Annotated in this window: 22 protein-coding genes, 1 riboswitch and 1 other annotated feature; of the genes, 16 read left to right on the forward strand and 6 right to left on the reverse strand. The window is 53.1% G+C overall.

Annotated features, from left to right (window positions below; all coding sequences use genetic code 11):
• Positions 1-20 precede the first annotated feature (20 nt).
• Together ytkD and NMQ00_RS05470 are read left to right on the forward strand one after the other, a co-directional pair.
• Positions 21-494 (forward strand): RNA deprotection pyrophosphohydrolase, encoded by a 474-nt coding sequence (ytkD, locus tag NMQ00_RS05465; protein ID WP_214751835.1) that lies wholly within the window; start codon positions 21-23, stop codon positions 492-494.
• Positions 475-1236 carry an alpha/beta hydrolase family protein gene (locus NMQ00_RS05470; protein ID WP_255178270.1) on the forward strand — a complete coding sequence of 254 codons (762 nt, stop codon included), beginning with the start codon at positions 475-477 and terminating at the stop codon, positions 1234-1236. Before ytkD ends, NMQ00_RS05470 begins: the two co-directional genes overlap by 20 nt.
• A gap of 25 nt (positions 1237-1261) precedes the next feature.
• Here NMQ00_RS05470 and pckA read toward each other — a convergent pair whose 3' ends face one another.
• Positions 1262-2833 carry a phosphoenolpyruvate carboxykinase (ATP) gene (gene pckA / locus NMQ00_RS05475; RefSeq protein WP_255178271.1) on the reverse strand — a complete coding sequence of 524 codons (1572 nt, stop codon included), beginning with the start codon at positions 2831-2833 and terminating at the stop codon, positions 1262-1264.
• 314 nt (positions 2834-3147) lie between these two features.
• A riboswitch (SAM riboswitch) is annotated at positions 3148-3267 on the forward strand.
• Between the two features lie 130 nt (positions 3268-3397).
• Between pckA and metK the strand changes: the two genes are divergently transcribed.
• Positions 3398-4606 (forward strand): methionine adenosyltransferase, encoded by a 1209-nt coding sequence (metK, locus tag NMQ00_RS05480; RefSeq protein WP_255178272.1) that lies wholly within the window; start codon positions 3398-3400, stop codon positions 4604-4606.
• 42 nt (positions 4607-4648) lie between these two features.
• Here metK and NMQ00_RS05485 read toward each other — a convergent pair whose 3' ends face one another.
• On the reverse strand, positions 4649-5176 hold the full coding sequence (locus NMQ00_RS05485) for a hypothetical protein (RefSeq protein ID WP_255178273.1): 528 nt from the start codon (positions 5174-5176) through the stop codon (positions 4649-4651).
• 164 nt (positions 5177-5340) lie between these two features.
• Between NMQ00_RS05485 and NMQ00_RS05490 the strand changes: the two genes are divergently transcribed.
• Both NMQ00_RS05490 and NMQ00_RS05495 read left to right on the forward strand, forming a co-directional pair.
• Entirely contained in the window at positions 5341-5811 is a 471-nt protein-coding gene (locus NMQ00_RS05490) for a GNAT family N-acetyltransferase (protein WP_114167468.1), read from the forward strand.
• A 90-nt stretch (positions 5812-5901) separates the two neighbouring features.
• Complete coding sequence (locus NMQ00_RS05495) at positions 5902-6618, forward strand: alpha/beta fold hydrolase (protein WP_034778316.1); 717 nt, start codon at positions 5902-5904, stop codon at positions 6616-6618.
• Positions 6619-6650: 32 nt separating this feature from the next.
• Here the strand turns inward: NMQ00_RS05495 and NMQ00_RS05500 are convergent, their stop codons facing one another.
• The gene (locus tag NMQ00_RS05500; RefSeq protein ID WP_255178274.1) at positions 6651-7223 is read right to left on the reverse strand and encodes a tRNA 5-(aminomethyl)-2-thiouridylate-methyltransferase MnmM; all 573 of its coding nucleotides are present in this window, start codon (positions 7221-7223) and stop codon (positions 6651-6653) included.
• Positions 7177-8154, reverse strand: a complete 978-nt coding sequence (locus NMQ00_RS05505; RefSeq protein ID WP_255178275.1) for a tRNA modification radical SAM protein MnmL/YtqA — start codon at positions 8152-8154, stop codon at positions 7177-7179. The genes NMQ00_RS05500 and NMQ00_RS05505 overlap by 47 nt, the downstream gene beginning before the upstream one ends.
• 177 nt (positions 8155-8331) lie before the next feature.
• Here NMQ00_RS05505 and NMQ00_RS05510 point away from each other — a divergent pair, with 177 nt between their 5' ends.
• The 5 genes from NMQ00_RS05510 (at position 8332) to NMQ00_RS05530 (ending at position 14793) form a co-directional block, all read left to right on the forward strand.
• Positions 8332-9513, forward strand: a complete 1182-nt coding sequence (locus NMQ00_RS05510; protein ID WP_255178276.1) for an MDR family MFS transporter — start codon at positions 8332-8334, stop codon at positions 9511-9513.
• Positions 9514-9641: 128 nt separating this feature from the next.
• Positions 9642-10388: a bacteriorhodopsin gene (locus NMQ00_RS05515; protein WP_131437070.1), complete on the forward strand. Its 747-nt coding sequence runs from the start codon at positions 9642-9644 to the stop codon at positions 10386-10388.
• Positions 10389-10445: 57 nt separating this feature from the next.
• Positions 10446-10664 (forward strand) — a binding site (T-box leader).
• Positions 10665-10705: 41 nt separating this feature from the next.
• Positions 10706-13108, forward strand: a complete 2403-nt coding sequence (gene leuS / locus NMQ00_RS05520; protein ID WP_255178277.1) for a leucine--tRNA ligase — start codon at positions 10706-10708, stop codon at positions 13106-13108.
• A gap of 117 nt (positions 13109-13225) precedes the next feature.
• Positions 13226-14266 carry a hypothetical protein gene (locus NMQ00_RS05525; protein WP_255178278.1) on the forward strand — a complete coding sequence of 347 codons (1041 nt, stop codon included), beginning with the start codon at positions 13226-13228 and terminating at the stop codon, positions 14264-14266.
• Between the two features lie 14 nt (positions 14267-14280).
• Positions 14281-14793, forward strand: coding sequence for a pyrophosphohydrolase domain-containing protein (locus NMQ00_RS05530; protein WP_255178279.1), 513 nt, complete (start codon positions 14281-14283; stop codon positions 14791-14793).
• 41 nt (positions 14794-14834) lie between these two features.
• On the opposite strand, the gene NMQ00_RS05535 is transcribed toward NMQ00_RS05530, so the two are convergent.
• Positions 14835-16109, reverse strand: coding sequence for a BaiN/RdsA family NAD(P)/FAD-dependent oxidoreductase (locus NMQ00_RS05535; RefSeq protein WP_255178280.1), 1275 nt, complete (start codon positions 16107-16109; stop codon positions 14835-14837).
• Positions 16110-16247: 138 nt separating this feature from the next.
• On the opposite strand from NMQ00_RS05535, the gene NMQ00_RS05540 reads away from it, so the two are divergent.
• Together NMQ00_RS05540 and NMQ00_RS05545 are read left to right on the forward strand one after the other, a co-directional pair.
• Entirely contained in the window at positions 16248-17945 is a 1698-nt protein-coding gene (locus tag NMQ00_RS05540) for a putative polysaccharide biosynthesis protein (protein ID WP_255178281.1), read from the forward strand.
• A complete protein-coding gene (locus NMQ00_RS05545) occupies positions 17945-18652 on the forward strand; it encodes a pseudouridine synthase (protein WP_255178282.1) in 708 nt (235 codons plus the stop codon). Before NMQ00_RS05540 ends, NMQ00_RS05545 begins: the two co-directional genes overlap by 1 nt.
• Positions 18653-18735: 83 nt before the next feature.
• Here the strand turns inward: NMQ00_RS05545 and NMQ00_RS05550 are convergent, their stop codons facing one another.
• Complete coding sequence (locus NMQ00_RS05550) at positions 18736-18957, reverse strand: DeoR family transcriptional regulator (RefSeq protein WP_081637897.1); 222 nt, start codon at positions 18955-18957, stop codon at positions 18736-18738.
• A 306-nt stretch (positions 18958-19263) separates the two neighbouring features.
• On the opposite strand from NMQ00_RS05550, the gene pepV reads away from it, so the two are divergent.
• Genes pepV through NMQ00_RS05570 form a run of 4 tightly spaced genes read left to right on the forward strand, consistent with a single transcriptional unit; the run spans position 19264 to position 23250 of the window.
• Complete coding sequence (pepV, locus tag NMQ00_RS05555; protein WP_255178283.1) at positions 19264-20649, forward strand: dipeptidase PepV; 1386 nt, start codon at positions 19264-19266, stop codon at positions 20647-20649.
• Positions 20650-20708: 59 nt separating this feature from the next.
• On the forward strand, positions 20709-21860 hold the full coding sequence (locus tag NMQ00_RS05560; RefSeq protein ID WP_255178284.1) for an MFS transporter: 1152 nt from the start codon (positions 20709-20711) through the stop codon (positions 21858-21860).
• 5 nt (positions 21861-21865) lie between these two features.
• Positions 21866-22441 carry an RNA 2',3'-cyclic phosphodiesterase gene (thpR, locus tag NMQ00_RS05565; protein ID WP_255178285.1) on the forward strand — a complete coding sequence of 192 codons (576 nt, stop codon included), beginning with the start codon at positions 21866-21868 and terminating at the stop codon, positions 22439-22441.
• The gene (locus NMQ00_RS05570; protein WP_255178286.1) at positions 22411-23250 is read left to right on the forward strand and encodes an NERD domain-containing protein; all 840 of its coding nucleotides are present in this window, start codon (positions 22411-22413) and stop codon (positions 23248-23250) included. Before thpR ends, NMQ00_RS05570 begins: the two co-directional genes overlap by 31 nt.
• The last annotated feature ends 1 nt before the right edge of the window (position 23251 follow it).

The raw sequence follows: 23251 nt of genomic DNA on the forward strand, positions 1-23251 counted from the left end.
GGGAAAGAAAGGGATGGACTATGTTGACATTCACGGACTACTATCACAATAAAGTCGAGTTGAGCTTCGCGCACTATCCATTTTCGGATACGCCGCTCCACGTCTGGGTCGTCGCCCGATATGAGAATCAATGGGTGCTGACGAAGCATAAACAACGCGGGCTCGAGTTCCCGGGTGGAAAAGTCGAGCCTGGCGAACACGAGGATGACGCCGCGATTCGGGAAGTATATGAAGAGACGGGTGGTGTCGTGAAGACGCTGCATTATCTCGGCCAGTATCGCGTGCTCGGACGCGGGGACACGGTCATCAAAAATATTTATTTTGCTGAGATTGAACGCTTTGACGATCATCCGGCGGTCGACGAGACCGATGGCGCTGTCCTGATGAAGGAACTGCCGACAAATCTGCTCCGGAACAACCGGTACAGTTTCATGATGAAGGACCGGGTGCTACCGGAAACGATGAAGGTGCTCCATGAAAAACGATTGGTTTGACCGGCTCGAGGTCCTTCCGCCGTACGCCGGCTATGCGGTCCACCGCGGCTGGTACGCAACGCGTGACGGTGAGGACGTCGTCGCCTATACAATTACACCGAAGCGGCCGAACGGGCACGTCCTGTTTTATTTGCGCGGTGGGACCGGACGCATCGGGGACGTGCGCTTGCCCCGGTTGATGCAGTTCGCGGCCAAAGGTTTTCATGTCGTGGCTCCCGTCTATCGGGGGAATCACGGGGGAAGCGGGAAAGAGGACTTCGGCGGGGCGGACTTAGAAGACGTCTTGTCCCTCTATGATCGCGTCAGTCGAACGGATCAGTTGATCCATGCGCTCGGATTCTCGCGCGGGGGCATGATGGCGTTGTCGCTCGCTGCGGAGCGGCCGCTCACGTCCGTGACGTCATGGGCGGGTGTCACCAATCTCGAGTGGACGTATGAAGAACAGCGCTCGATGCGGAAGATGTTGCGCCGCATGACCGGGGGTGACCCGGAAGCGGCGCGGGAGGCTTACGTGGAGCGCTCACCCCTTTACAAGGACTGGGAAGCCCCGACGTTATTGATTCACGGGACCGATGATGAGCAAGTGCGGCTCCGTCATGCAACGGCCGTGGCCGAACGGATGGGGGAGCGGGCCGAACTTTGGGTCGTCCCGTTCGCCCATCAACTCCCGTTCTGGGAAAAATGGAAGACGACCGATGAGGCGATGGACTGGATGTTGTCCGTCGCACAAAAAAATGACTAGTGCCAACAGGCACTAGTCATTTTTATTAAACGATAATCGGGCCGGCCGCGACGACCGCCTCACTCGCTTTCGTGAATCGTTTGAAGTTGTCTTGGAACTTCCGGGCGAGCGCTTCCGCCTCGGCGTCGTAGCGGGCCCCGTCTTTCCATGTGCCCCGTGGGTTGAGCACGTCGTCCGGCACGCCATCGATGTGGCGTGGGATCTCGACGTTGAAGATATCATGGCGCGTCGTCTCGACGTCACGCAGTTTTCCGTTGACGGCCGCGTTTACCATCGCCCGTGTGTAGGCGAGCTTCATCCGTGATCCTTCGCCGTATGCGCCGCCGGTCCAACCCGTATTGACGAGATAGACGTCGACGTCATGTTTCTCGATCAACGTGCCGAGCATGTCGGCGTAGCGCTCCGGTGCGAGCGGCAAGAACGGTGAACCGAAGCACGTCGAGAAGGTCGCTTGTGGTTCAGTGACACCGCGTTCCGTGCCGGCGAGCTTCGACGTGTAGCCTGACAAGAAGTGATACATCGCCTGCTCCTTCGTCAATTTGCTGATCGGAGGCAACACCCCGTACGCGTCAGCCGTCAAGAAGACGATCGTGTTCGGATGTCCCGCCCGTGACGGGAGCATCGCGTTATCGATGAATTGAATCGGATAGGCGGCCCGTGTGTTCTCGGTGAGCGAGATGTTTTTATAGTCCGGTGCGCGCGAGTCGTCCAAAACGACGTTCTCAATCAACGAACCGAACCGGATGGCGTCATAGATTTGCGGTTCGTTCTCACGCGACAAATTGATCGTCTTCGCGTAGCAACCGCCCTCAATGTTGAAGACACCGTCTGGAGACCAGCCGTGCTCGTCGTCACCAATCAAATGACGCTCCGTGTCGGCCGATAGCGTCGTCTTCCCGGTACCCGATAATCCGAAGAAAAGGGCCGTCTCGCCGGCGTCCGATACGTTCGCCGAGCAGTGCATCGATAGGACGTGCTGTTCCGGTAACAAGAAGTTCATGACCGAGAAGATCGATTTTTTAATTTCGCCGCCGTATTCTGTTCCCCCGATCAGAATGGTCCGTTTGGCGAATGAGACGAGAATGAACGTCTCTGAGTTCGTGCCGTCGACTGCCGGGTCGGCCTTATAGCTCGGTGCATAGATGACCGTGAACGGATCAAAGGCACCTTTCGTCGGCCACTCGCGCAAGAATAACTGTTTGGCAAACAAGTTGTGCCACGCATATTCTGTGATGGCCCGCACCGGAAGCGTATAATGCTCGTCTGCCCCAGCAGACGCCTCGAGATAGTAAAGTTTGTCTTTCGTCTCGAGATGCGTGAGCACTTTATCGAGCAGTGCCGTGAACTTTTCTTCTGCGATCGGTTGGTTGACCGGACCCCAGTCTACTAAATGATTGCTGACTTCATCTTGCACGACGAATTTGTCTTTCGGTGACCGTCCTGTGAATTTACCTGTACTGACCGATAAAGCCCCGTCTTTCGTCAGTACGCCTTCCCCGTTGCGAATGGCTTCTTCCACCAATTCTGGAACTGTTAAGTTCCGCATCATGTCGGCACCTTTAATTAATTCTTCGATTTTCAGGAGCGTTGTCGCCATCCTGAATCCCACCTTTCCCCTAAATAGATGTGGATGAAATCCGCATACTTCCGCGTGTTATTAGTATGACGTTTTTATTATATGTGACATACTAATCAAAAACAAGCCTTTTTTACCCTTTAAAGTAAGCGCTTTCTTACACTGTCATTCTAACATATTCTGTACCAGGTCATAGTACAAAAACCAAAACCGTCAAAAAAATGTTTGATATTTCACAAACATAACTATTGGATGTTTGTGAAAAGTTTGACGAATTCGGTCGATACGCTTGACAGAACGGGGTGTCATTTATATGATGGTCTTCGTAACGGATACTCTTATTCTGAGCGGTGGAGGGAACAAGGCCCTACGAAGCCCAGCAACCGTCCGATTTGTCATTGTTATTCGGAAAAGGTGCTATCCTGAAGCGAAGCGCAAGCTTCGAACGATAAGAGGGTAAGGAAGAACGATTCAACCTTTCCCATTGAACATGGCGAGAGGTTTTTTTCATTACCGTCCCAAAGCAACGCGTAAGGGGAACGAGTACCGTCCACACATCACCCTTATTATAGGAGGTTTTTCGAAATGGCAAACTTGAACCGTCGACTTTTCACTTCGGAGTCCGTCACGGAAGGACATCCGGATAAAATTTGTGACCAAATCTCAGATGCGATTTTGGATGCAATTTTAGCTGAAGATCCAAACGCCCGCGTTGCGGCTGAGACATCTGTCACAACAGGTCTCGTGCTCGTAGCAGGTGAAATCACAACATCAACTTACGTGGATATCCCGAAAGTTGTTCGTGAAACAGTTCGTGAGATCGGCTACACACGCGCGAAATATGGTTTTGATGCAGAGACTTGTGCGGTCCTCACATCGATCGATGAGCAATCAGTAGACATCGCCCAAGGTGTCGACCAAGCGCTCGAAGCTCGTGAAGGACAAATGACTGAAGAAGAAATCGATGCGATCGGTGCTGGTGACCAAGGTCTCATGTTCGGTTACGCAACAAAAGAGACACCTGAACTCATGCCGCTCCCGATTTCACTCGCTCACAAATTGTCACGTCGTTTGGCAGAAGTTCGTAAGAACGGCACGCTCGCTTACCTTCGTCCAGACGGTAAGACGCAAGTAACGGTCGAATACGATGAAGCGAACAACCCAGTTCGCATCGACACAATCGTCATCTCGACACAACACGCGGAAGACATCACGCTCGAGCAAATCCAAGCTGATTTGAAAGAGCACGTCATCGATGCGGTCATCCCGTCTGAACTCATCGACGCGGACACGAAATACTTCATCAACCCGACGGGCCGCTTCGTTATCGGTGGACCACAAGGGGATGCAGGCCTTACAGGACGTAAAATCATCGTCGATACGTACGGTGGTTACGCTCGCCACGGCGGCGGCGCGTTCTCAGGTAAAGATCCAACCAAAGTTGACCGTTCAGCGGCGTACGCGGCTCGTTACGTAGCGAAAAACCTCGTTGCAGCGGGACTTGCTGACAAAGCAGAAGTTCAACTCGCTTACGCGATCGGCGTTGCCCACCCGGTATCGATTGCGGTCGATACGTTCGGCACTGGCAAATTGAGCGAGACTGAGCTCGTCGAACTCATTCGTGAGAACTTCGACCTCCGTCCGGCCGGCATCATCAAGATGCTCGACCTTCGCCGTCCAATCTACAAGCAGACAGCAGCTTACGGCCACTTCGGTCGTACAGACGTTGAACTCCCATGGGAGCAAACGGACAAAGCGGCAGTGCTTGAAGAAGGCGCGAAACGCTTCGTATAAAACAGTAAAAACGACCTTTCTCAGCGAAAGGTCGTTTTTTATTTAGGCTTGTGTTTTGTTGTCGTTCGATGATTCGTTCTTGCTTGATGACGTGTCAGACGAGTTTTCTTGACCGAGCGCCGTATCTTTCGCTTCGACGACTTTTTCACCGATATTTTGTAAGTCTGATTTCGCTTCTTGCGCCGTGCCGACGACTTTATTCACGTCTTCTTTGACCGTATCGACTTCACCAGCGACTTTCTCGTATACGTTTTGAACGTCAGTCGCAACTTCTTGGATGATTCCAGAAGCCGATTTCACTTGGTCAATGACTTGTGAGGCCTTTCCGGCCGGATCTTGTTTGACCGTATCGACGAGGCCGCCGACCGACGATTTCGCGGTCGAAAGCGACTGTTTCGTGTTCTCGCGGTTGGATGTACTAAGTAAAGCGAGCAGACCGCCGACAAGGGCACCGAGCAGCATCCCCGTCACGACGGTGATTTTAGGGCCACCTGCATTCGATTGGTCAAACTGACGATTTGGATGATTGGCTTGCTCTACTTTTGGATCGTGTTGTAGTTTCGGTTCCATAGTAACACTCCTTTTTGTAAGTTGGCATTGATACTCTTATACCCGAGTCAAAATGGAAAATAACGTCTTCCTTCATTTCGACATCAAAAAGTAATGAGCGGGCAGGATATTTTTTTGTTGATGGGGAATGATACTACTAGATTGGCCAAAAGGGGGATGCCGTTATGAAGATCAGGGAAGCCGTACCAGAAGATGCCGCCACCATCCGCGACATTGCGCTCGCGACGGTCAGTGAACAAGATGAGGTTCGTTCAAAAGTGATGGAACGGGCTTATCAGCAAGAAGAGATTGTCCGCGCCATCAGTTCAAGCGAGGAAGCGAAAGAGCAGTTGTTCATTGTCGGTGAAGCCGAAGGCGACGTCATCGGGTTCTATCATGCGATCGACCGCGGGGACACGTGGGAAGTGCTACGACTCTATCTTCATCCGGCCCATCACCGACAAGGTCTCGGAACGGTCCTACTGACGCATCTGCGCGAACGTAAAGTTCAACCGATCGAACTGTACGTCGAAAGCTCGAACGAGCAGGCGATCGCCTTTTTAAATCATGAGGCGTTCATCGAGTTAAATCGGATTCAAGAGGAAGTGTACGATCAACCGATGGAACTGATTCATTTACGCTATGACCCGAGCTAAGACCCTAGACGGATTTTCTGACAAACATCAGTCTCGGCTGATGTTTTTTGTTAGTATAAAAATATGGACATAATAAAATGAGGTGACAGCATGACATACGAAGAAGAATCACGAAAAGGGGTCATCGTGATCGTCTATCCGCTCCAGTTCACGTCACGCTTGAGCGAGGCGTTTTTAGGGCGGTTGCGAGACGAATATGAAGTTCTCGTCGTGACCGGACAGACGGTCGGTTTGACCGCGGAAGACCATAAACTATTAATCAAGAACACGTTGCGCGAGGCGAGTCAGTACAAACTACCGATTCACGTCATCGCCTTCAGTCTCGGGGCGTTGTTGACGAACCGGCTGCTTCAAGAATACGATGTGCCGCTCGGCAGCCTGACATACATTTCGCCCTTGTTCGACTGGCATCCGTCCCGTCAAATCGGTGGCTTGAAACAAGTCGTTGCCAGTGCGGTCGACCGTTTCCGTCCGGATTTGCCCCTCGGCATGATGACGTTCATGGGTGCCGGGGAAGAGTCATCTCGCTTCGGAGAGATCACGTACGGCCAGTACCGGGAAATCGAGGAAGAGATTGTCGAGCATCAAGAAGAGAAGAAACATTTGCCGCGCCTGCCGCTCGCTTGCTTCTATGCGCCGGACGACCGCTTCGCCGATGTGAAGCTGACGCTCAACGTCTGCCGAAAAATCGGCGGCGATCAAGTGTACATCCGTCGGCTCGAAGGATTCCCGCATTTTGGATATGAACGATTGAATACGAAGTTCGCGGAGACACTCATCACATTTTATGAATTGATTCGGGAATGACAAAACAGGCGACTCGCGCGAGTCGCCTGTTTTCATGCACGTTTTTCAATCGCCACGATAAACGGGGGATGATTGATTTGATTGATGAAGCCGTAGCGGAGGACGCCGGCGCGCTTTTGGTCGAGTGACTCGGCGTATGCGAGCACCTCGTCGCGTTCGACCTTGCCGCTTTCATGGCCGTGATAGATGACGACGACGATGATGCCGCCGACAGCCATCACGTCAAGCAATTGCTCGAGGGCGTCGATGGTCGTATTGCCAGTCGTCGTAACCGACTTGTCACTTCCCGGCAAATAGCCGAGATTGAACACGGCTGCGGTGATCGGGCGTGTCTCGTCCGCTACCATTTCTCGGACCGTTTCATGGCTGTCGTGGATGACAGTGACGCGGTCTGTCAATGCTGCTTCCTCGATGCGAGTACGTGTCGACTCGACCGCCGCTGCTTGGACATCAAACGCGTAGACGTGCCCCGTCGCCTCGACGAGTTCGGCCAAAAACAATGTATCGTGCCCGTTGCCGGCCGTCATATCGATGGCGACGGCACCGGGTGTGACGTGTTCACGGAGTAGGTACTTCGCGAACGGTAAGACTCTCATTAATCCCATGGCTCTCATCCTTCTTTTTTCCTTGGAAGGAATCACGACGCACCAGTTCGGCATCCATGGCGTTCAAGACGGCCATCTTGTGCCGGCTCCACGTCGGACCAATCAACAGATCCGGTGGCCCGTCGCCGGTCAACCGATGGATGACGATCTCGGGCGGGAACATTTCAAGCTGGTCGCAGACGAGGGAAACGTAAGTCGTCTCGTCCATGAGCTCGAGCAATCCTTTTTCATACTGTCGGGCGAGCGGTGTCTGTTTCAAAACGTGGAGCAAGTGGATCTTGATTCCTTGTATGTCCATTTTAGCAACTTCTCGGGCCGTGTCGAGCATCATGTCCGTCGTCTCGCCAGGGAGTCCGTTGATGATATGGACAACGACGCGAATGTTGCGCCGGCGCAGTTTGGCCAAACCGTCGAGAAACGTCTTATAGTCATGGCCCCGGTTGATTTTTTTCGCCGTCGTATCGTGAATCGTCTGTAGACCGAGTTCGACCGTAAGCGACGTCCGTTCATTCAACTCGGCGAGATAGTCGACGACGTCGTCCGGCAGACAGTCGGGCCGGGTCGCAATCGCCAGACCGACGACACCTTCTTCTGCGAGGGCAGGTTCAAATAGCTCTCGCAGCCGCTCGACCGGGGCATACGTGTTGCTAAACGCTTGGAAGTAGGCAATGTAACGGGCCTGTTTCCACTTCCGGTGCAGTCGTGCCTTCACTTCGGCGAATTGGACCGGGATTGGGTCACATGCGTTGCCGGCAAAGTCACCGCTGCCGTCGTCCGAACAGAACGTACAGCCGCCCTTCGAGACGAGTCCGTCCCGGTTCGGACAAGTGAAACCGCCATCGAGCGGTACTTTGAACACTTTCCCTCCGAACTCGCGGCGATAGGCTTCATTCAATTTGTGGTATCTGGCTTCGCCAAATGGATGTTGCATGAATTATCCTCTCCTTCTTTGCTCATGCTATCACAAGCTTTCCTCGTGTTTACTTCATAATAAGTAATTTTTCTTGACAGTTATGGGGCGTTCCGTTAGCTTGGAGAAGGACTAATTCTTGATTCGGCCATCGTGCCGAATTTTTATCGTTAAAAGGGAATGAAAGGAGTAACGGGTATGAACAACAAAATGCCGATTTCGGTATGGATTTTAGTCATCGCGATGGCGCTCAATACAACGGCGGCGTCTTTTTTATGGCCATTTAACACACTCTATATAAATGGATATTTAGGTGAATCGATGACGCTCGCAGGGATTGCCTTGCTCGTCAACTCGGCGCTCGCCATCGCCGGGAACTATATCGGGGGCACGCTGTTTGACCGCATCGGCGGGAAACGGACGCTCATCCTCTCGGTCGGGCTGTTGCTCGCGAGCTCGCTCGGCTTCTTGTTGTTCCATGCCACGTTCCTCGGATACTTGGGCTGGCTCGGCTTAATCGGCTTCTCCGGAGGCCTCGTTTTCCCGACCGTGTATGCTTTCGCCGGCTCGATTTGGCCAGAAGGCGGCCGCCGTTCGTTCAATGCGATTTATGTCGCCCAAAACGTCGGGGTCGCCCTCGGGACGGCGATGAGCGGACAAATCGCCCGCATCGACATCGAATGGATTTTCTATGCGAACTTCTTCTTGTCCGTCTTGTTTGTCGTGGTGCTTTTGTTCGGGCTCCGTTATTTGAAAGACCCGGCCCGTCCGGTCGTCCAATCACAGCTCGAAGCTGCGGCGACGACATTGTCTGGTGCGACGATGAAATCGATGTGGTTCGTCGCCATCGGCTACGCGGCCCTTTGGTTCGTCTACGTGCAATGGCAAGGGACGATCGCCGTCCATTCAAAAGACCTTGGCGTGACGATCAGCCAATATTCGCTCCTTTGGACGGTGAACGGCGCGTTAATCGTGTTCGCCCAACCGCTCCTCAATCGGGCGCTTCGTTACTTTGAAGACGATCTAAAGAAACAATTGGTCGTCGGTGCTGTCATTTTTCTCGCCGCTTTCGTCATCGTTCCGTTCGCGGGCGGCTTTACGATGTTCATGGTCGCGATGGTCGTCATGACGATCGGGGAGATGTTCATCTGGCCGGCCGTTCCGACGATTGCTGCGAAACTCGCGCCTCCGGGGAAAGCCGGACAGTTCCAAGGGCTCGTCAATATCGCGGCCTCGGTTGGTCGGATGATTGGTCCGACGCTCTCGGGTCTCGCGTTTGATTTGCTCGGTATGAACGCCGTATTCGGACTGTTGCTCGTGCTTATTCTGACCGCACTTTTCTTCTTCATGAAAATTCGGACATTGAATGTTCAAACTTGACCGGATGCGCACATTTGTTGCATATCCGGAACGAGCGTGGTCGTGACATTCCTTTTAAAATGAAAGCAAAGGATCCTTTCACATAATCGTTCGTCGTTTCCTGTTTCAGCGTGAAGGAGATGTACACTATGAACGAAGAGGTCAACCTGCTCGTGCTTGCGACCCAATATATGTTTTGGGTCGGATTTGTCGGAATGGCAGCCGCTACGCTCTATTTTTTAGTCGAACGGAATAGTCTTGATCCAGAATATCGTTCTGTCGCCACGGTCGCCGCTTTGGTCACGTTCGTCGCAGCGATTCATTATTACTTCATGAAAGACGCGGTCGGCGATTCGGGACTGTTGTCGGAAATCACTGGATTCCCGACGGAGATTCGCTATATCGACTGGCTTGTGACGACACCGCTTTTGCTCGTGAAGTTCCCGCTATTGCTCAGTCTAAAAGGAAAGATGAAGACGGGTCTGTTGACGAAGTTGATCGTCGCCGACATCATCATGATTGTCGCGGGATATCTTGGTGAGTCCTCGATCAACTTGAATGGCGGCTTCACGCAACTTGGGCTTTGGGGTTATCTCGTCGGTTGTTTGGCTTGGATCTATATCATCTATCTGTTGTTCACGAACGTCACGAAAGCGGCCGAATCGTCTCCGGCCCCGATTCGAAAAGCACTCCTGAACATGCGTTTGTTCATTTTGATTGGTTGGGCGATTTATCCGATCGGGTATGCGGTCACGCTGTTTGCGACCGGTGTCGAAGTCCAGTTGGTGCGTGAACTCATCTATAACGTCGCCGATTTGATTAACAAGGTCGGCTTCGGGTTGATTGCCTTCTTCGCGGTCAAAACGATTTCGACGCTTAAACAAATTAAGACGTAAAGATAAGTTGACGTTGACGTAGATTTTTATCTTGCGCTAGAATGAAGAGGTGAGATAAAAATTGCGTTGATAAGGAATAGTATCGTGACGTCTGTATTTGTAGAGAGCCAGTGGGTGGTGTGAACTGGTATATGGACCATGAGAACTCGCCTTGGAGCAGTTCGCCTGAACGAACAGTAGGGTGAACCGGAGTTACGCCTCGTTATCGGCGTCTCAAGTGGCAGAAATGCAACATGGGTGGTACCGCGGAGAGCTTTCAAGCCTTTCGTCCCATTACCGGGGCGGAAGGCTTTTTATTATGCAGAGGAGGATGAATTTTGGACTATTTTAAACATCAAGACATCGAGCCGAAATGGCAAAAACGTTGGGACGAGAAAGATGCGTTCCGGACGACAGAAGACCCGGACAAGGAGTGTTTTTACGTCCTTGACATGTTCCCCTATCCATCAGGTGCCGGACTTCACGTCGGTCATCCGGAAGGTTACACGGCGACGGATATCATCGCCCGCATGAAACGGATGCAAGGCTATAACGTCCTCCATCCAATGGGGTGGGACGCGTTCGGTCTTCCGGCCGAGCAATATGCCCTCGACACAGGGAACGACCCGCGCGAGTTCACAGAGCGCAACATCGGCACATTCCGCCGCCAGTTGAAAGAGCTCGGTTTCTCATACGATTGGGATCGTGAAATCAGCACGACCGACCCGAAATACTACAAGTGGACGCAATGGATCTTCACACAGCTCCATGACCGCGGACTCGCTTACGTCGACGAAGTCGCCGTCAACTGGTGCCCGGCCCTCGGCACGGTGCTCGCCAACGAAGAAGTCATCGACGGCTTGTCGGAGCGTGGAAGCCATCCGGTTTACCGTGTCCCGATGAAGCAGTGGGTGCTCCGCATCACGGAATACGCAGAGCGGTTGCTTGACGATTTAGAAGGCCTTGACTGGCCAGACAGCGTCAAAGAGATGCAGCGCAACTGGATCGGCAAGTCGGTCGGGGCCGAAGTCGATTTTAAAGTCGATGGTCACGATAAAGTCGTGACGGTGTTCACAACACGTCCTGACACACTTTACGGCGCGACATACGTCACGCTCGCGCCAGAGCACCCGTTCGTGAAAGCGATCGCGACGCCGGAACAAACCGTCGCCATCGAGGCGTACGTCGAAGAAGTCTCGAAAAAGACGGATCTCGAGCGGACCGATCTCGCCAAAGAGAAGACGGGCGTATTCACTGGCGCATATGCGATCAACCCGGTCAACGGGGAGAAGCTTCCGATTTGGATCGCTGACTACGTGTTGTCGACATACGGCACCGGCGCGGTCATGGCCGTTCCTGGACATGATGAGCGTGACTATGAATTCGCGAAGACGTTCGATCTTCCGATTCGTGAAGTCGTCACCGGCGGCAACTTGGATGAGGCGGCTTACGTCGAGGATGGCGTCCACGTCAACTCAGGTTCGCTTGACGGTCTCAACAAAGCCGACGCGATCGCTAAGATCATCGAAGAACTCGAACTCGCGGGCACCGGCCGCGCCAAGACGACATATCGTCTCCGCGATTGGTTGTTCAGCCGTCAACGTTATTGGGGCGAGCCGATTCCGATCATTCATATGGAAGACGGAACGCTCAAGACGGTATCGGTCGAAGACCTCCCGCTCGAACTTCCGATCATCGATGAAATCAAACCGTCGGGTACGGGAGAATCACCGCTTGCGAACGCGGACGAGTGGTTGACGTACACCGATCCAGTGACGGGTGAGAAGGGTCGTCGCGAGACGAACACGATGCCGCAATGGGCCGGTAGCTGCTGGTACTACATTCGCTTCATCGATCCGCACAATGAAGACATGATCGCGGACCCAGAGAAGTTGAAGCGCTGGCTTCCGGTCGACTTGTATATTGGTGGGACGGAGCACGCGGTCCTTCACTTGCTCTACGCTCGCTTCTGGCACAAAGTGCTCTACGATATCGGTATCGTTCCGACGACAGAGCCGTTCCAAAAGCTTTACAACCAAGGGATGATCCTTGGTGAGAACAACGAGAAGATGTCGAAATCGAAAGGCAACGTCGTCAACCCGGACGATATCATCAAGTCGCACGGGGCTGACACGCTTCGTCTTTATGAGATGTTCATGGGACCACTCGACGCAGCCATCGCTTGGTCGACGAACGGTCTTGACGGCGCACGTCGCTTCCTCGACCGCGTCTGGCGCTTATTTGATCAGACGGAACTTCAAGACATCGCGCCGACGGCCGATTTCGAACGGACGTACCATCAGACGGTGAAGAAAGTGACAGAAGACTACGAGGCGCTCCGTTTCAACACGGCAATCTCGCAACTCATGGTCTTCATCAATGAAGCGTACAAACAAGATACGCTTCCGAAACAAGAGATGGTCAACTTCATCAAGATGCTCGCCCCGGTCGCGCCACACTTGGCCGAAGAGTTGTGGGAGCGTCTCGGCATGACGGAAGACTTGACGTATGCGGCATGGCCGACGTTCGACGAGTCGAAACTCGTCAGCGACACGATTGAAGTCGTCATCCAAGTGAACGGGAAGCTTCGTGCGAAGATGCACGTGGCCCGCGACGCTTCGAAAGAAGCACTCGAGGCCGATGCGCTCGCGAACGAACGCGTTCAAGAGTTCACGGAAGGGAAGACGGTCCGCAAAGTGATCGTCGTTCCAGGGAAACTCGTCAATATCGTCGTTGGATAAGCAAAGGAATGTGTGACATTGTCACACGTTCCTTTCTTTTGTGTGATGTCGTTTTCTTTTCGGGTCGGGTTTGTTACACTAAAGGGCGATACTGCATATAAAGGGGACGAAACGTCCATGAAACGTTCTTACGTACTATATACGACGCTGTTTGCCGTCGTCGTCGGCGTAATGTTGTGCTATGTGTTCGTCTTTTCAGACGAGGACATTCAAAGCCAAATTGCCTCGACATTTGAAAAAATCGAGATTCAAACGAGCCATCAGGCGACATCAGTGCCTCCGGTCGAGGCATCACCAGATGAAGAAGATATCGATACGACCGATGCGCTCGAACAGATTCAACAGCTCGATGAAGTGTACTATAGTGACACAATCGGAGCGTATCTCGTCTTGACGAAAAATAAAGAGTTCTTCGAAGTGAGCGGGAACGCCAACCGGGTGAATGCGTCGCTTAAGTTAGAGAATGACGGTCAACCGTATCAGCTCCGAGAATTCATCGGCATGCGCATGATCGCGGAAAATAAGATTTATGCCGTGACGTCTAACGGGATTCTCGTGACAATCGAGCGGCAAGGTGGCCGCTGGACGGAGCAACCGCGCAAATTGATTAAAGGACTTGCATCGTCGGACCGTTTGTTCGGTCTCGGTTACGATGAGGAGACGAAACGACTGATCATCATGAGCCGTTTGGCGGACACGCCGGATGTGGAACTGTTGTACGTCCAAGAGCGGACGCTCGAGGAAGAGGCGGCCAACGACAGTGAGACGGAGACGGATGTAGCGACTGTAGCGGATTCAGACGACGATGCGGCATCGACGACAGATGAAGCGAATGCTGAGGCGGCGCCGGAACCGAAGACGGAATGGGCCGTTGAGTCGAGAAAACCGCTCACGACCGAAGGGATGAGCGCCTCGATTCAACAGAAATTCGAGAACTTCCGCGGTGTCGGCCTCGTCGAACGCCAAGGACGGATTTATGTCCTCGATTCGGAAGAACTCGTCCTGTATACGATCAACCCGAACGAAGGGACGATGAACGGGCAGATGGTCACCCCACGCGTGTACGGTTCGACCGGCATGTTCCTGCAAGACAATGAAATTTTCGCCATCGTGCGACCAGATGTGTTCGACCTTGACGATTTCGTCTCGGTCGACTGATAGGAGAGAATCAGATGAGCAAACGCTATTTTTATGAAGAAGTTCGCCAGTTCCATGAGACGTTCGGGCACCCGGAAGCGAGTGCCCCGCAACCGCTCGAGTTGGATCGAGCCGTCAAACGTTCGGTCTGGACGGCAGAAGAGGCCGTCGTCGAATTTTTGCATCAATCGGCACGGAGTGAGGACGAGTTCCTCGAGGCCGTTGCCACGTTCCAACAAGGGTTCGAGCAAGCGGTTCAGAAATCGCTCCAAGACGCACCACCGACAAACGACGTCGAGCGACTCGTCGGACAAGGTGATGCGCTCACGGATGCCCTCTATTTCGTGATGGGCAGTTTCGTCGAGCTCGGGCTCGACCCGGTGCCGTTGTTCGAAATCGTGCAGCGCGCCAATATGGCGAAGCTCGGTCCGGATGGTAAGCCGATCCTGCGCGCGTCGGACAATAAAGTCATAAAGCCGGAAGGTTGGTTGCCACCCGAGCCAGAGCTCGAGGCGGAAGTAAGACGCCAACTCGAAGCGAAACAGTGACACCAAAAAGAGAGCCTATCGCGCGCGATAGGCTCTCTTTCTTATACGGTCGTACGTACGGCAAATTCAGCAGCGTGCGACCCGGCACAGTGCCCGGTCGTGAAAGCGGCCGTGATGTTATAACCACCTGTATAGCCGTGGATATCGAGCACTTCGCCAGCGAAGAACAGGCCGTCCGCCTTCTTCGACATCATCGTCTGCGGAGCGATCTCTTTGACGGAGACGCCGCCACCCGTGACGAATGCCTTATCGAAGTCGAGTGTCCCAGTCGCGTGCAACTCAAACGTCTTCAGTCGCGTCGCAAAATCGATGACCGATTGCTTCTTCAACTGGCTCGCGTCTTCCTCACCGAAAGCGAGGTCGGCCAACAAGAGATCGAGCATCCGTTCCGGGATGAACCCTTTCCAGACGTTCTTGACGGCCCGTTTCGGTTGTTCTTGCACTTGGTTCCACAGCGCTTGATACAGCTCGTCACGTGCCATGTCCGGGAACAAGTCGAGCGAGAGGGCAACGACGCGCTCTTTGCTCCGTTTGCGCTCTTTGATTGTGTACTGGCTGCACCGGAGCGCGATCGGGCCTGAGATACCGAAATGCGTGAAAATCATATCACCGCGATGCGTCTTGATCGGCTTGCCTTTTTTGCCGTGGACGGTGAGGGCGACGTCACGTAGCGACAGCCCTTGTAGTTGTTTCGTGCCGATGAACGCGTCGTTCAACAAGATCGGCACTTCGGTCGGGAACAGCTCGGTGATCGTGTGTCCGGCTTTCTCGGCCCATGGATATCCATCGCCGGTTGAACCGGTGTGGGGGACGGATTGACCGCCGACAGCGATGACGCAGGCGCCGGCCTCGATGCGTTCGCCGTCCTCGAGTTCGACCGCTTCGAACTCGTTTGCTTCATTAAAATGGAGCGTCTTCACTTTCGCGTTCTTACGAATCTCGACACCGAGTTGGTCGATGGCGCCGAGGAGCGTGTTGACGACGTCTTGCGCTTTATCCGTCACCGGGAACATCCGGCCGTTGTCTTCTTCTTTTAACGGGATGCCGAATCCGGTGAACAAGTCGATAATCGACTGGTTGTCGAACTGGGCGAGGGCGCTATACAAGAAGCGTCCGTTCCCCGGGATGAACTGAATCAGTTCGTCGACGGGCTTGCGGTTCGTCACATTGCAGCGTCCGCCGCCAGAGATGGCGAGCTTGCGTCCGAGCTTCGAACCTTTATCAATCAGGAGCGTGTTTGCTCCGGCTTTGGCGGCGGCGTAGGTCGCCATCAGGCCGCTTGGGCCTCCTCCGATGACGATGACATCTTTTATCATGGTATCCCTCGTTTCTCTTCTCAATCTAAACTTTAACGGTTCGTAACTTTATTATCTGCAACAGTAAGAGTATAATGAGAAACGGTTGTTTTGTAAAACTAGTTACATTAGTTGTGAAAGAATAGATGGAGGTATCTCATGTCATCAAGCGTCAAACAAGATTCAGGACGGGAGTCCTTCGTCAAAGGCACGCTGCTCTTATCAGCCGGAAATTTGATCTCGCGTGCGCTCGGACTGCTCTATACGTTCCCGTTCCAAGCGATGGTCGGGATTGCCGGCGTCACGCTCTATCAGGCGGCGTACACGTATTATGCGCTCATGATCGCCATTTCGACGGCGGGGATTCCTGTCGCCGTCTCGAAATTTATTGCCAAGTACAACGCGCTCGGTGAATATGGCACGAGTCAGCGCTTATTCCGTCAAGGGATGAAGCTGATGCTCGTGACCGGAGTCGTCGCTTTTTTATTACTGTTTTTCTCAGCCCCATGGTTGTCGGAACTCATGGTCCGCAACTCGGAGAACAATCAGCAGTATATCGACTCGCTGACGCTCGTCACGCGTAGCGTCAGTTTCGCACTTCTGCTCATCCCCGCGATGAGCATGGTGCGCGGCTATTTCCAAGGGCATCAAGATATGGCCCCGACGGCCATTTCGCAAGTCATCGAACAGATTGTCCGTATCATGTTCCTGCTCAGCGGGACGATGCTCGTCTTGTTCGTCTTCTCGGACTCGGCACTCATTCGTCCGCTCGCCGACTCGCTCGGTGGGACGGCGGCCGTCGCGACGACCGAATTGAACGGGTTGAAGGTGCTCGCCGTCACGATCGCGACGTTCAGCGCCTTTATCGGGGCGATCGGCAGTATCGTCGTCCTCGCCATGTACTGGCGCAAGCGCAAAGACATCCACCGCCAGACGGAAAATCCAGCTGGCACACCGGTCCGCTCGATGAAATCGCTCTTACTCGAGTTGCTCAGCTACTCGATCCCAATCGTCATGGTCGGTCTGTCGACGCCGCTCTACCAGTTCGTCGATCAATTGACGATGGTCAACACGTTGCTCAACTCGGGCAAGTCGGTCGCTGAAGCGACGTCCGCGTTTGGTTTCTTGACCGGGAACGCCCATAAGATCGTCTTGATTCCGGTCTCGATCGCGGCAAGTGTGTCGATGGCGACAATCCCGCTCGTCACGAAATCGTTCACGCACGGCGATATGAACAAAGTCCGCAATCAAGTGAACCACATCTTCCAAGTGTCGTTCTTTGTCACGATTCCGGCTGTCATCGGGTTGGTCGCCCTCTCCGAGCCGTTGTTCGGGACGCTGTTCCCAGGTGACCGGGAAGGGTGGGTCTACTTGCTCCACTATGCGCCGAGTGCGTTCTTCCTCGCCTATTACTCGGTGGCAGCGGCCATCCTGCAAGGGATCAATCGTCAATATTTCACCATCTTTGCGACAGCGATGGGGTTATTGACGAAAGCCGCGCTCAACGTGCCGTTCGTCTATGCCCTCGGCGGCATCGGCGCCGGTTACGCGACGATCGCTGGTTATATCGTCGCCATCATTCTCATGGTATGGAAAATTCAACGGACGCTACAATTCCCGTATAAGCAATTGTTGCGCCGGACGATGCTCATGTTCGCCATGGGTGGGGCGATGTTTATCGCCGTGTATGGTTCGCTGTTCGTCACGCTTCAGGATGAACCGAGCTGGGGGAACGATATCTTAGCTACGATCGTCGGTTTCGGAATCGGCCTCGTCGTATACGGCTATCTCGGTTGGAGAAGTCATTTGGCCGGAAAACTACTAGGGAAACGATTCCAGTATCGGAGGAAAGCATAATGCGAATTGATAAATTATTGGCGAACATGGGATACGGTTCGCGCAAAGACGTTAAAATTTTATTGAAACAAGGTGCCGTCCGCATCGATGACCAACCCGTCAAAGATGCGAAACGACAAATCAACTTGGAGACGGAACGTGTGACCGTGCACGGGGAAGTCGTCGAATACAAACCGTTCGTCTATTTGATGATGAACAAGCCAGTCGGCGTCATCAGTGCGACCGAAGATAAAGTCGAGTCGACGGTCATCGATTTGATCGACCCGTCCTATGCCCATTATGAGCTGTTCCCGGTCGGACGTCTCGACAAGGACACGACCGGTCTGTTGCTCCTCACGAACGATGGAGCGTTCAATCATGCGCTCATGTCTCCTCGTAAACACGTCGACAAAGTGTATATCGCGGAAGTCGACGGGGAGATGACGTCAGATGACGTCCGTCGTTTTGCCGAAGGCGTCGAACTCGAGGACGGCTACACGACGAAGCCGGCACGACTTGAACTGCTGAGCAAAGGTCGTCGTTCGACGATTCGTTTGACGCTCTCGGAAGGGAAATACCATCAAGTGAAACGGATGGTCGCCGCGGTCGGGAAACATGTGGAGCGACTCGAACGCGTCCAAATCGGCTCCCTCGAGCTCGACCCGACACTCGAACCAGGCGCATACCGCGAGTTGACGGAAGCAGAGGTCGACTTGTTCCTGATGTGATTCGGAAGTACGTGCTAATCGGCACGTACTTTTTTTTGTGCAAAAAAAGGGACCCGCGTGCGAGATCCCTTGTAACTTGTTATTTAATTTGCCGTCTTGAGCGAACGTTTCGATGACGTCCACGTGCCCCGACTCGGACTTTCAACCAGATTGTTGTATTCAAGCACGTTCAAATCACGCTGTACGGTGCGTGACGTGATCCCGAACTCCTCTACTAGTTCTGAAGTGGTGACGCATTCCCTTTCGTTAATGAACAAATAAATGGACTTGATGCGGGTTAGCATACGATCTGTTGAACCTTTCATTGGATAACCTCCCAATGCGTAGAATGATGAAAGACAAAACCTACGGACGACAAATGAAATATGAAATTGTTATTTTCTAAAATTACACCTTTAGTATACCGCTCTCAAATAGAATTGCAAGTGAAAAGAACGAACAATCGAATTGTAAAAAACATGTTATGAACGTAAATATCGAATGAAGGATATGTAAAGACGTTTGCTAACGGCTAAAAGACGAACGAAAAAATATTTTCGAAATGAATGTTCGTCTTTCTAACATTTGGATATACTAATAAGGGAGAGAACATTCGCAAAGGGGAGATTGAGATGAATTGGAGACAAGAAGTCGACGCACGAACAGACGCGTTTTTAGAAGATTTAAAAGGGTTGTTACAAATCCCGAGCGTCCTTGATGAAGCTAAGGCCGGACCGAACGAGCCGTTTGGTCCGGAAGTCCGTCGTGCCCTCGATTATATGTTTGCCCTCGGAGAACGAGACGGTTTCGTGACGAAAGATGTCGGCGGTTACGCCGGACATTTGGAGTACGGGTCAGGCGAAGAGATCGTCGGGATTCTCTGCCACTTAGATGTCGTGCCGGCTGGAGACGGATGGACGTATGGGGCGTTCAATCCGACGATTGCGGACGGCAAGCTGTTCGCTCGTGGTAGTAATGACGACAAGGGACCGACGATGGCCGCTTATTACGGCTTGCGCATCGTGAAAGAACTCGGCTTGCCGCTATCGAAACGGGTCCGTCTCATCGCAGGTTGCGACGAAGAGAGCGAATGGCGTTGTGTCCGTGAATACTTCAAACAAGAAGCGATGCCGACCTACGGGTTTGCGCCGGACGCCGATTTCCCGATTATCAATGCAGAGAAAGGCTTATACGATGGTGTCCTGAAACAGCTCCCGATTCAGCGGGTACCAGGATCGAAATATCACTTGGTCTCGTTCGTGAGCGGGGAACGCCCGAACATGGTCCCTGATTTTGCGACGGCAGTGCTCAAGACAGACGACGTGCTCGAAGAAAAATTTGAAGCGTATCTCGAAAAATATGAGGCGGACGGGACATGCACCTGGGACGCGGGGACGTATACGTTCACGATGAAAGGTGTCGCCGCGCACGCGATGGAGCCGGATAACGGTGTCAACGCGGCCTACGTGCTCGCTGGCTTCTTACTCGCGCTTCCGCTCGACATTCAAGGGGAGCGCTACATCGAGTTCATCCGCCACGTCTTCGCTGATTCGCGTGGTATCTCGCTCGGGATTGAAGCGACCGATGAGACCGGGGACTTGACGATCAATGGCGGCGTGTTCCGCTATGAAGGCGATGAGCGAACGGCGACGGTCAATATCCGGTACCCGTACACTGCGAAATTTGAAGAGCGATTACAAAACTTGAAAGAAATCGCTTTGTCCTTCGGGTTCGAACTGTCGACGCGTCATCATATGCCGCCACACCACGTGGCCGAAGATCATCCGCTCGTGACCACGCTAGCGGGCGTCTATGAACGCCAGACGGGTGAGTCGGCGGACTTGATGGCCATCGGCGGAGGGACGTATGCCCGTTCGCTCGAGGCTGGTGTCGCTTTCGGGGCGTTGTTCCCTGGAGCGAAAGACGTTGCTCACCAAGTCGATGAATATATGGAAATTGAAGATTTGCTTCGCGCAGCCGCCATCTATGCGGAAGCGATTTATGAGCTCGCTAAATAATAACCTGTGAGAGCTGACTGATTCGGTCGGCTCTCTGTCTGTTAGGAAGGAAGTTTATTGTGAACCAACAAAAAGTATCGTTTCAATCGATTTATGTCGCTATCTTCTTTGCCCAAGGTGCCCTTATTCCTTACATGGCACTCTTCTTCTCGCAAGCACGCTTTGACTTGTCTCCGGGTCAGGTCGGGACGATTGTCGCCATCATGCCGATTCTCTCGATCGGGGTCCAGCCGCTTTGGGGCATGCTCGCCGACCGGACCGGGCGCGTCCGGGCTTGGCTCATCCTCGCGATGCTTGGGGCCGCCGCATTGTCGCTCACGTTTTTGTTCGCAACATCATATATATGGATCGTCTTGTTAATGGTCGCCTGGTCAGTCTTCCAATGTGCCCACATCCCGCTCGTCGACATGATGACGCTCGAGTATACAGCGCGGGCAAAAATCGACTACGGGGCCATCCGCCTGTTCGGTTCGGCCGGGTTCGCGATTGCGGTATTCGTGATGGGTCGCATCTCAGACACAACGTGGGGACTAGCAAGTACATTCTTGCTCAGTGCAATCGTCTTAACGGTCGGTACGTTGTTCGTGCGGAGGGTATCTGAACAAGAGCCGAAACAGACGGTCACATCGGCACCGTTTCAATGGTCGGCCGTATGGAACGGGCCGTTCATCGCTTTTTTGATTGGAGGCATGCTCGTCTTCGGACCAATTTATGCGAACAATTATTACTTCGGGATCTATGTGACGAGTATCGGCGGCTCGACGACACTCGTCGGGACCTTGTTCCTCGTTGCCGTATTATGCGAGATTCCGTTCATGAAAGTGGCGTATCAAATCGTCGAACGGCTCGGGACAGTCAACGTCCTTGCGGGTGCGGCTTTGATTTCAGCGCTTCGCAACGGTTGGTTGGCGCTCGAGCCCCCGATTTGGGTCGTCTGGATCCTTGCCATCGTCCAAGGGCTCGTCGTCGGGTTACTGATCCCGGTCGCGCTTCAGTTCGTCCGTAGCCTCGTCAGTCGGAATGTCGTCTCGACGGCAATCGGAGTCTATATGGCGGTCACGTCTGGGTTGGCGACGGCCGGTTTCAACTTGCTCAGTGGATTTATTATTGAATATAACAGCATCATCGGTGTATTTTGGATGTACACATTGGTCAGTGTCGTAGGAGCGGTCCTCTTCTTTGGACTGAGACGGTTTCGTGTGAAAGGGTGATTGAGATGTCGACGCACTATTTTTTGGCACTCCCAATCGAGGACGCACAGTTCGAACGCGTTCAACGGGACATCTTGCCTTACTATTCGTATCGCCGGACGTATCGCCCGGAAGAATTCCATCTGACGCTTCAGTTTCTCGGTGCGTTGGACGATGATGAAGTCGAGGCGGTAAAAGAAATCGCCCGTGACGTGACAGCAGTGACGGCTCCGTTTTCACTGACGTTCAAACAAATCGATCACTTCGGGAGACCAGATCGTCCTCGTGTGCTAACGATTGTCCCGGACTCGTCCGTAGAGTTGACGACACTTACCGGGACGCTTCGGCGCAAGTTATCCGAGGAGATCGCGTCACTTGACCGAAAACCATTCGTCCCGCACGTCACGCTCGCGAAAAAGTGGGATACTGGAACGAGAATTCCATACATCCCTTCGGCGTTCAAGATCGAAGAATCGATCGAAGCCATCATTCTTTATCGAATCAATCCGAAGCACACCCCTGCCTATGAGGCAGTTGAAGTATTTCCGTTACAGCGGTCAGAGGAGGACACATGGCGATCCCGATTAAAATTTTTGACGTGACATCTAAATATGAACGAAACATGCTCGACCAGTTCAATCGCTTCCAAGAATACGTCGAGTCCGATGTTGCCCGTATGCGCCGCCTGCACGAGTCCAATCGACTGAACCCGCCCGAAATCATGGAGTTTGAGAACCCATGGTGGAAATTTTGGCGTCGTACGGAACGCATCGAACTCGAACCGACACCGCTCTCAGAGGCACAGTTCCAGACGCTTCTCACGACCCGGCGTCACATTCAAAAGTTGCAGTTCGCGTGTGAAGGGGCGACCGAGGCGGATATGCCGTTCTTGCCGTTCCTTCGAGAGTACGGTTATCGCAAGATGGTGGTCGAATGGAACGACCAACACTTCTTCATGTATCGTCCGGTTGTGGAATGGAACGGGGCGACGGTCGAACTGAGCCATCTCATTATCGGACCGTCACATTTGTATTTGGTCGAATGGCTTGACGGGGACCGGAGCATCTATCACGTTTCAAAGCAGAAGACTTGGATTCATCAACCGCTCAAAGGGGAAAATAAACGTGTAGTCAATCCGCTCATTGCATTGACGCGCACTGAAGAAATCATTCGACAGTTTCTTCCGTCCTATGACGGGGTCATCCAAAAAGTGACGGTGGCTCCAGAAGGCTATTTCGATCACGTGCCCGAGACACGGTCGACACAGTTCATTTCACGCTCTGATTATGAGCAGTGGTTGAAACAAGTGAATACGAGGGCGCCAATCGTCAAAGCCCAACAAATTCGAGATGTGGCGAAACTACTAGATGCGACAGCCCAGATGCCGTTTCGACAATTTTTGGACCAGTAGG

The organism is Exiguobacterium aurantiacum (assembly GCF_024362205.1).
Taxonomy (GTDB): domain Bacteria; phylum Bacillota; class Bacilli; order Exiguobacteriales; family Exiguobacteriaceae; genus Exiguobacterium; species Exiguobacterium aurantiacum_B.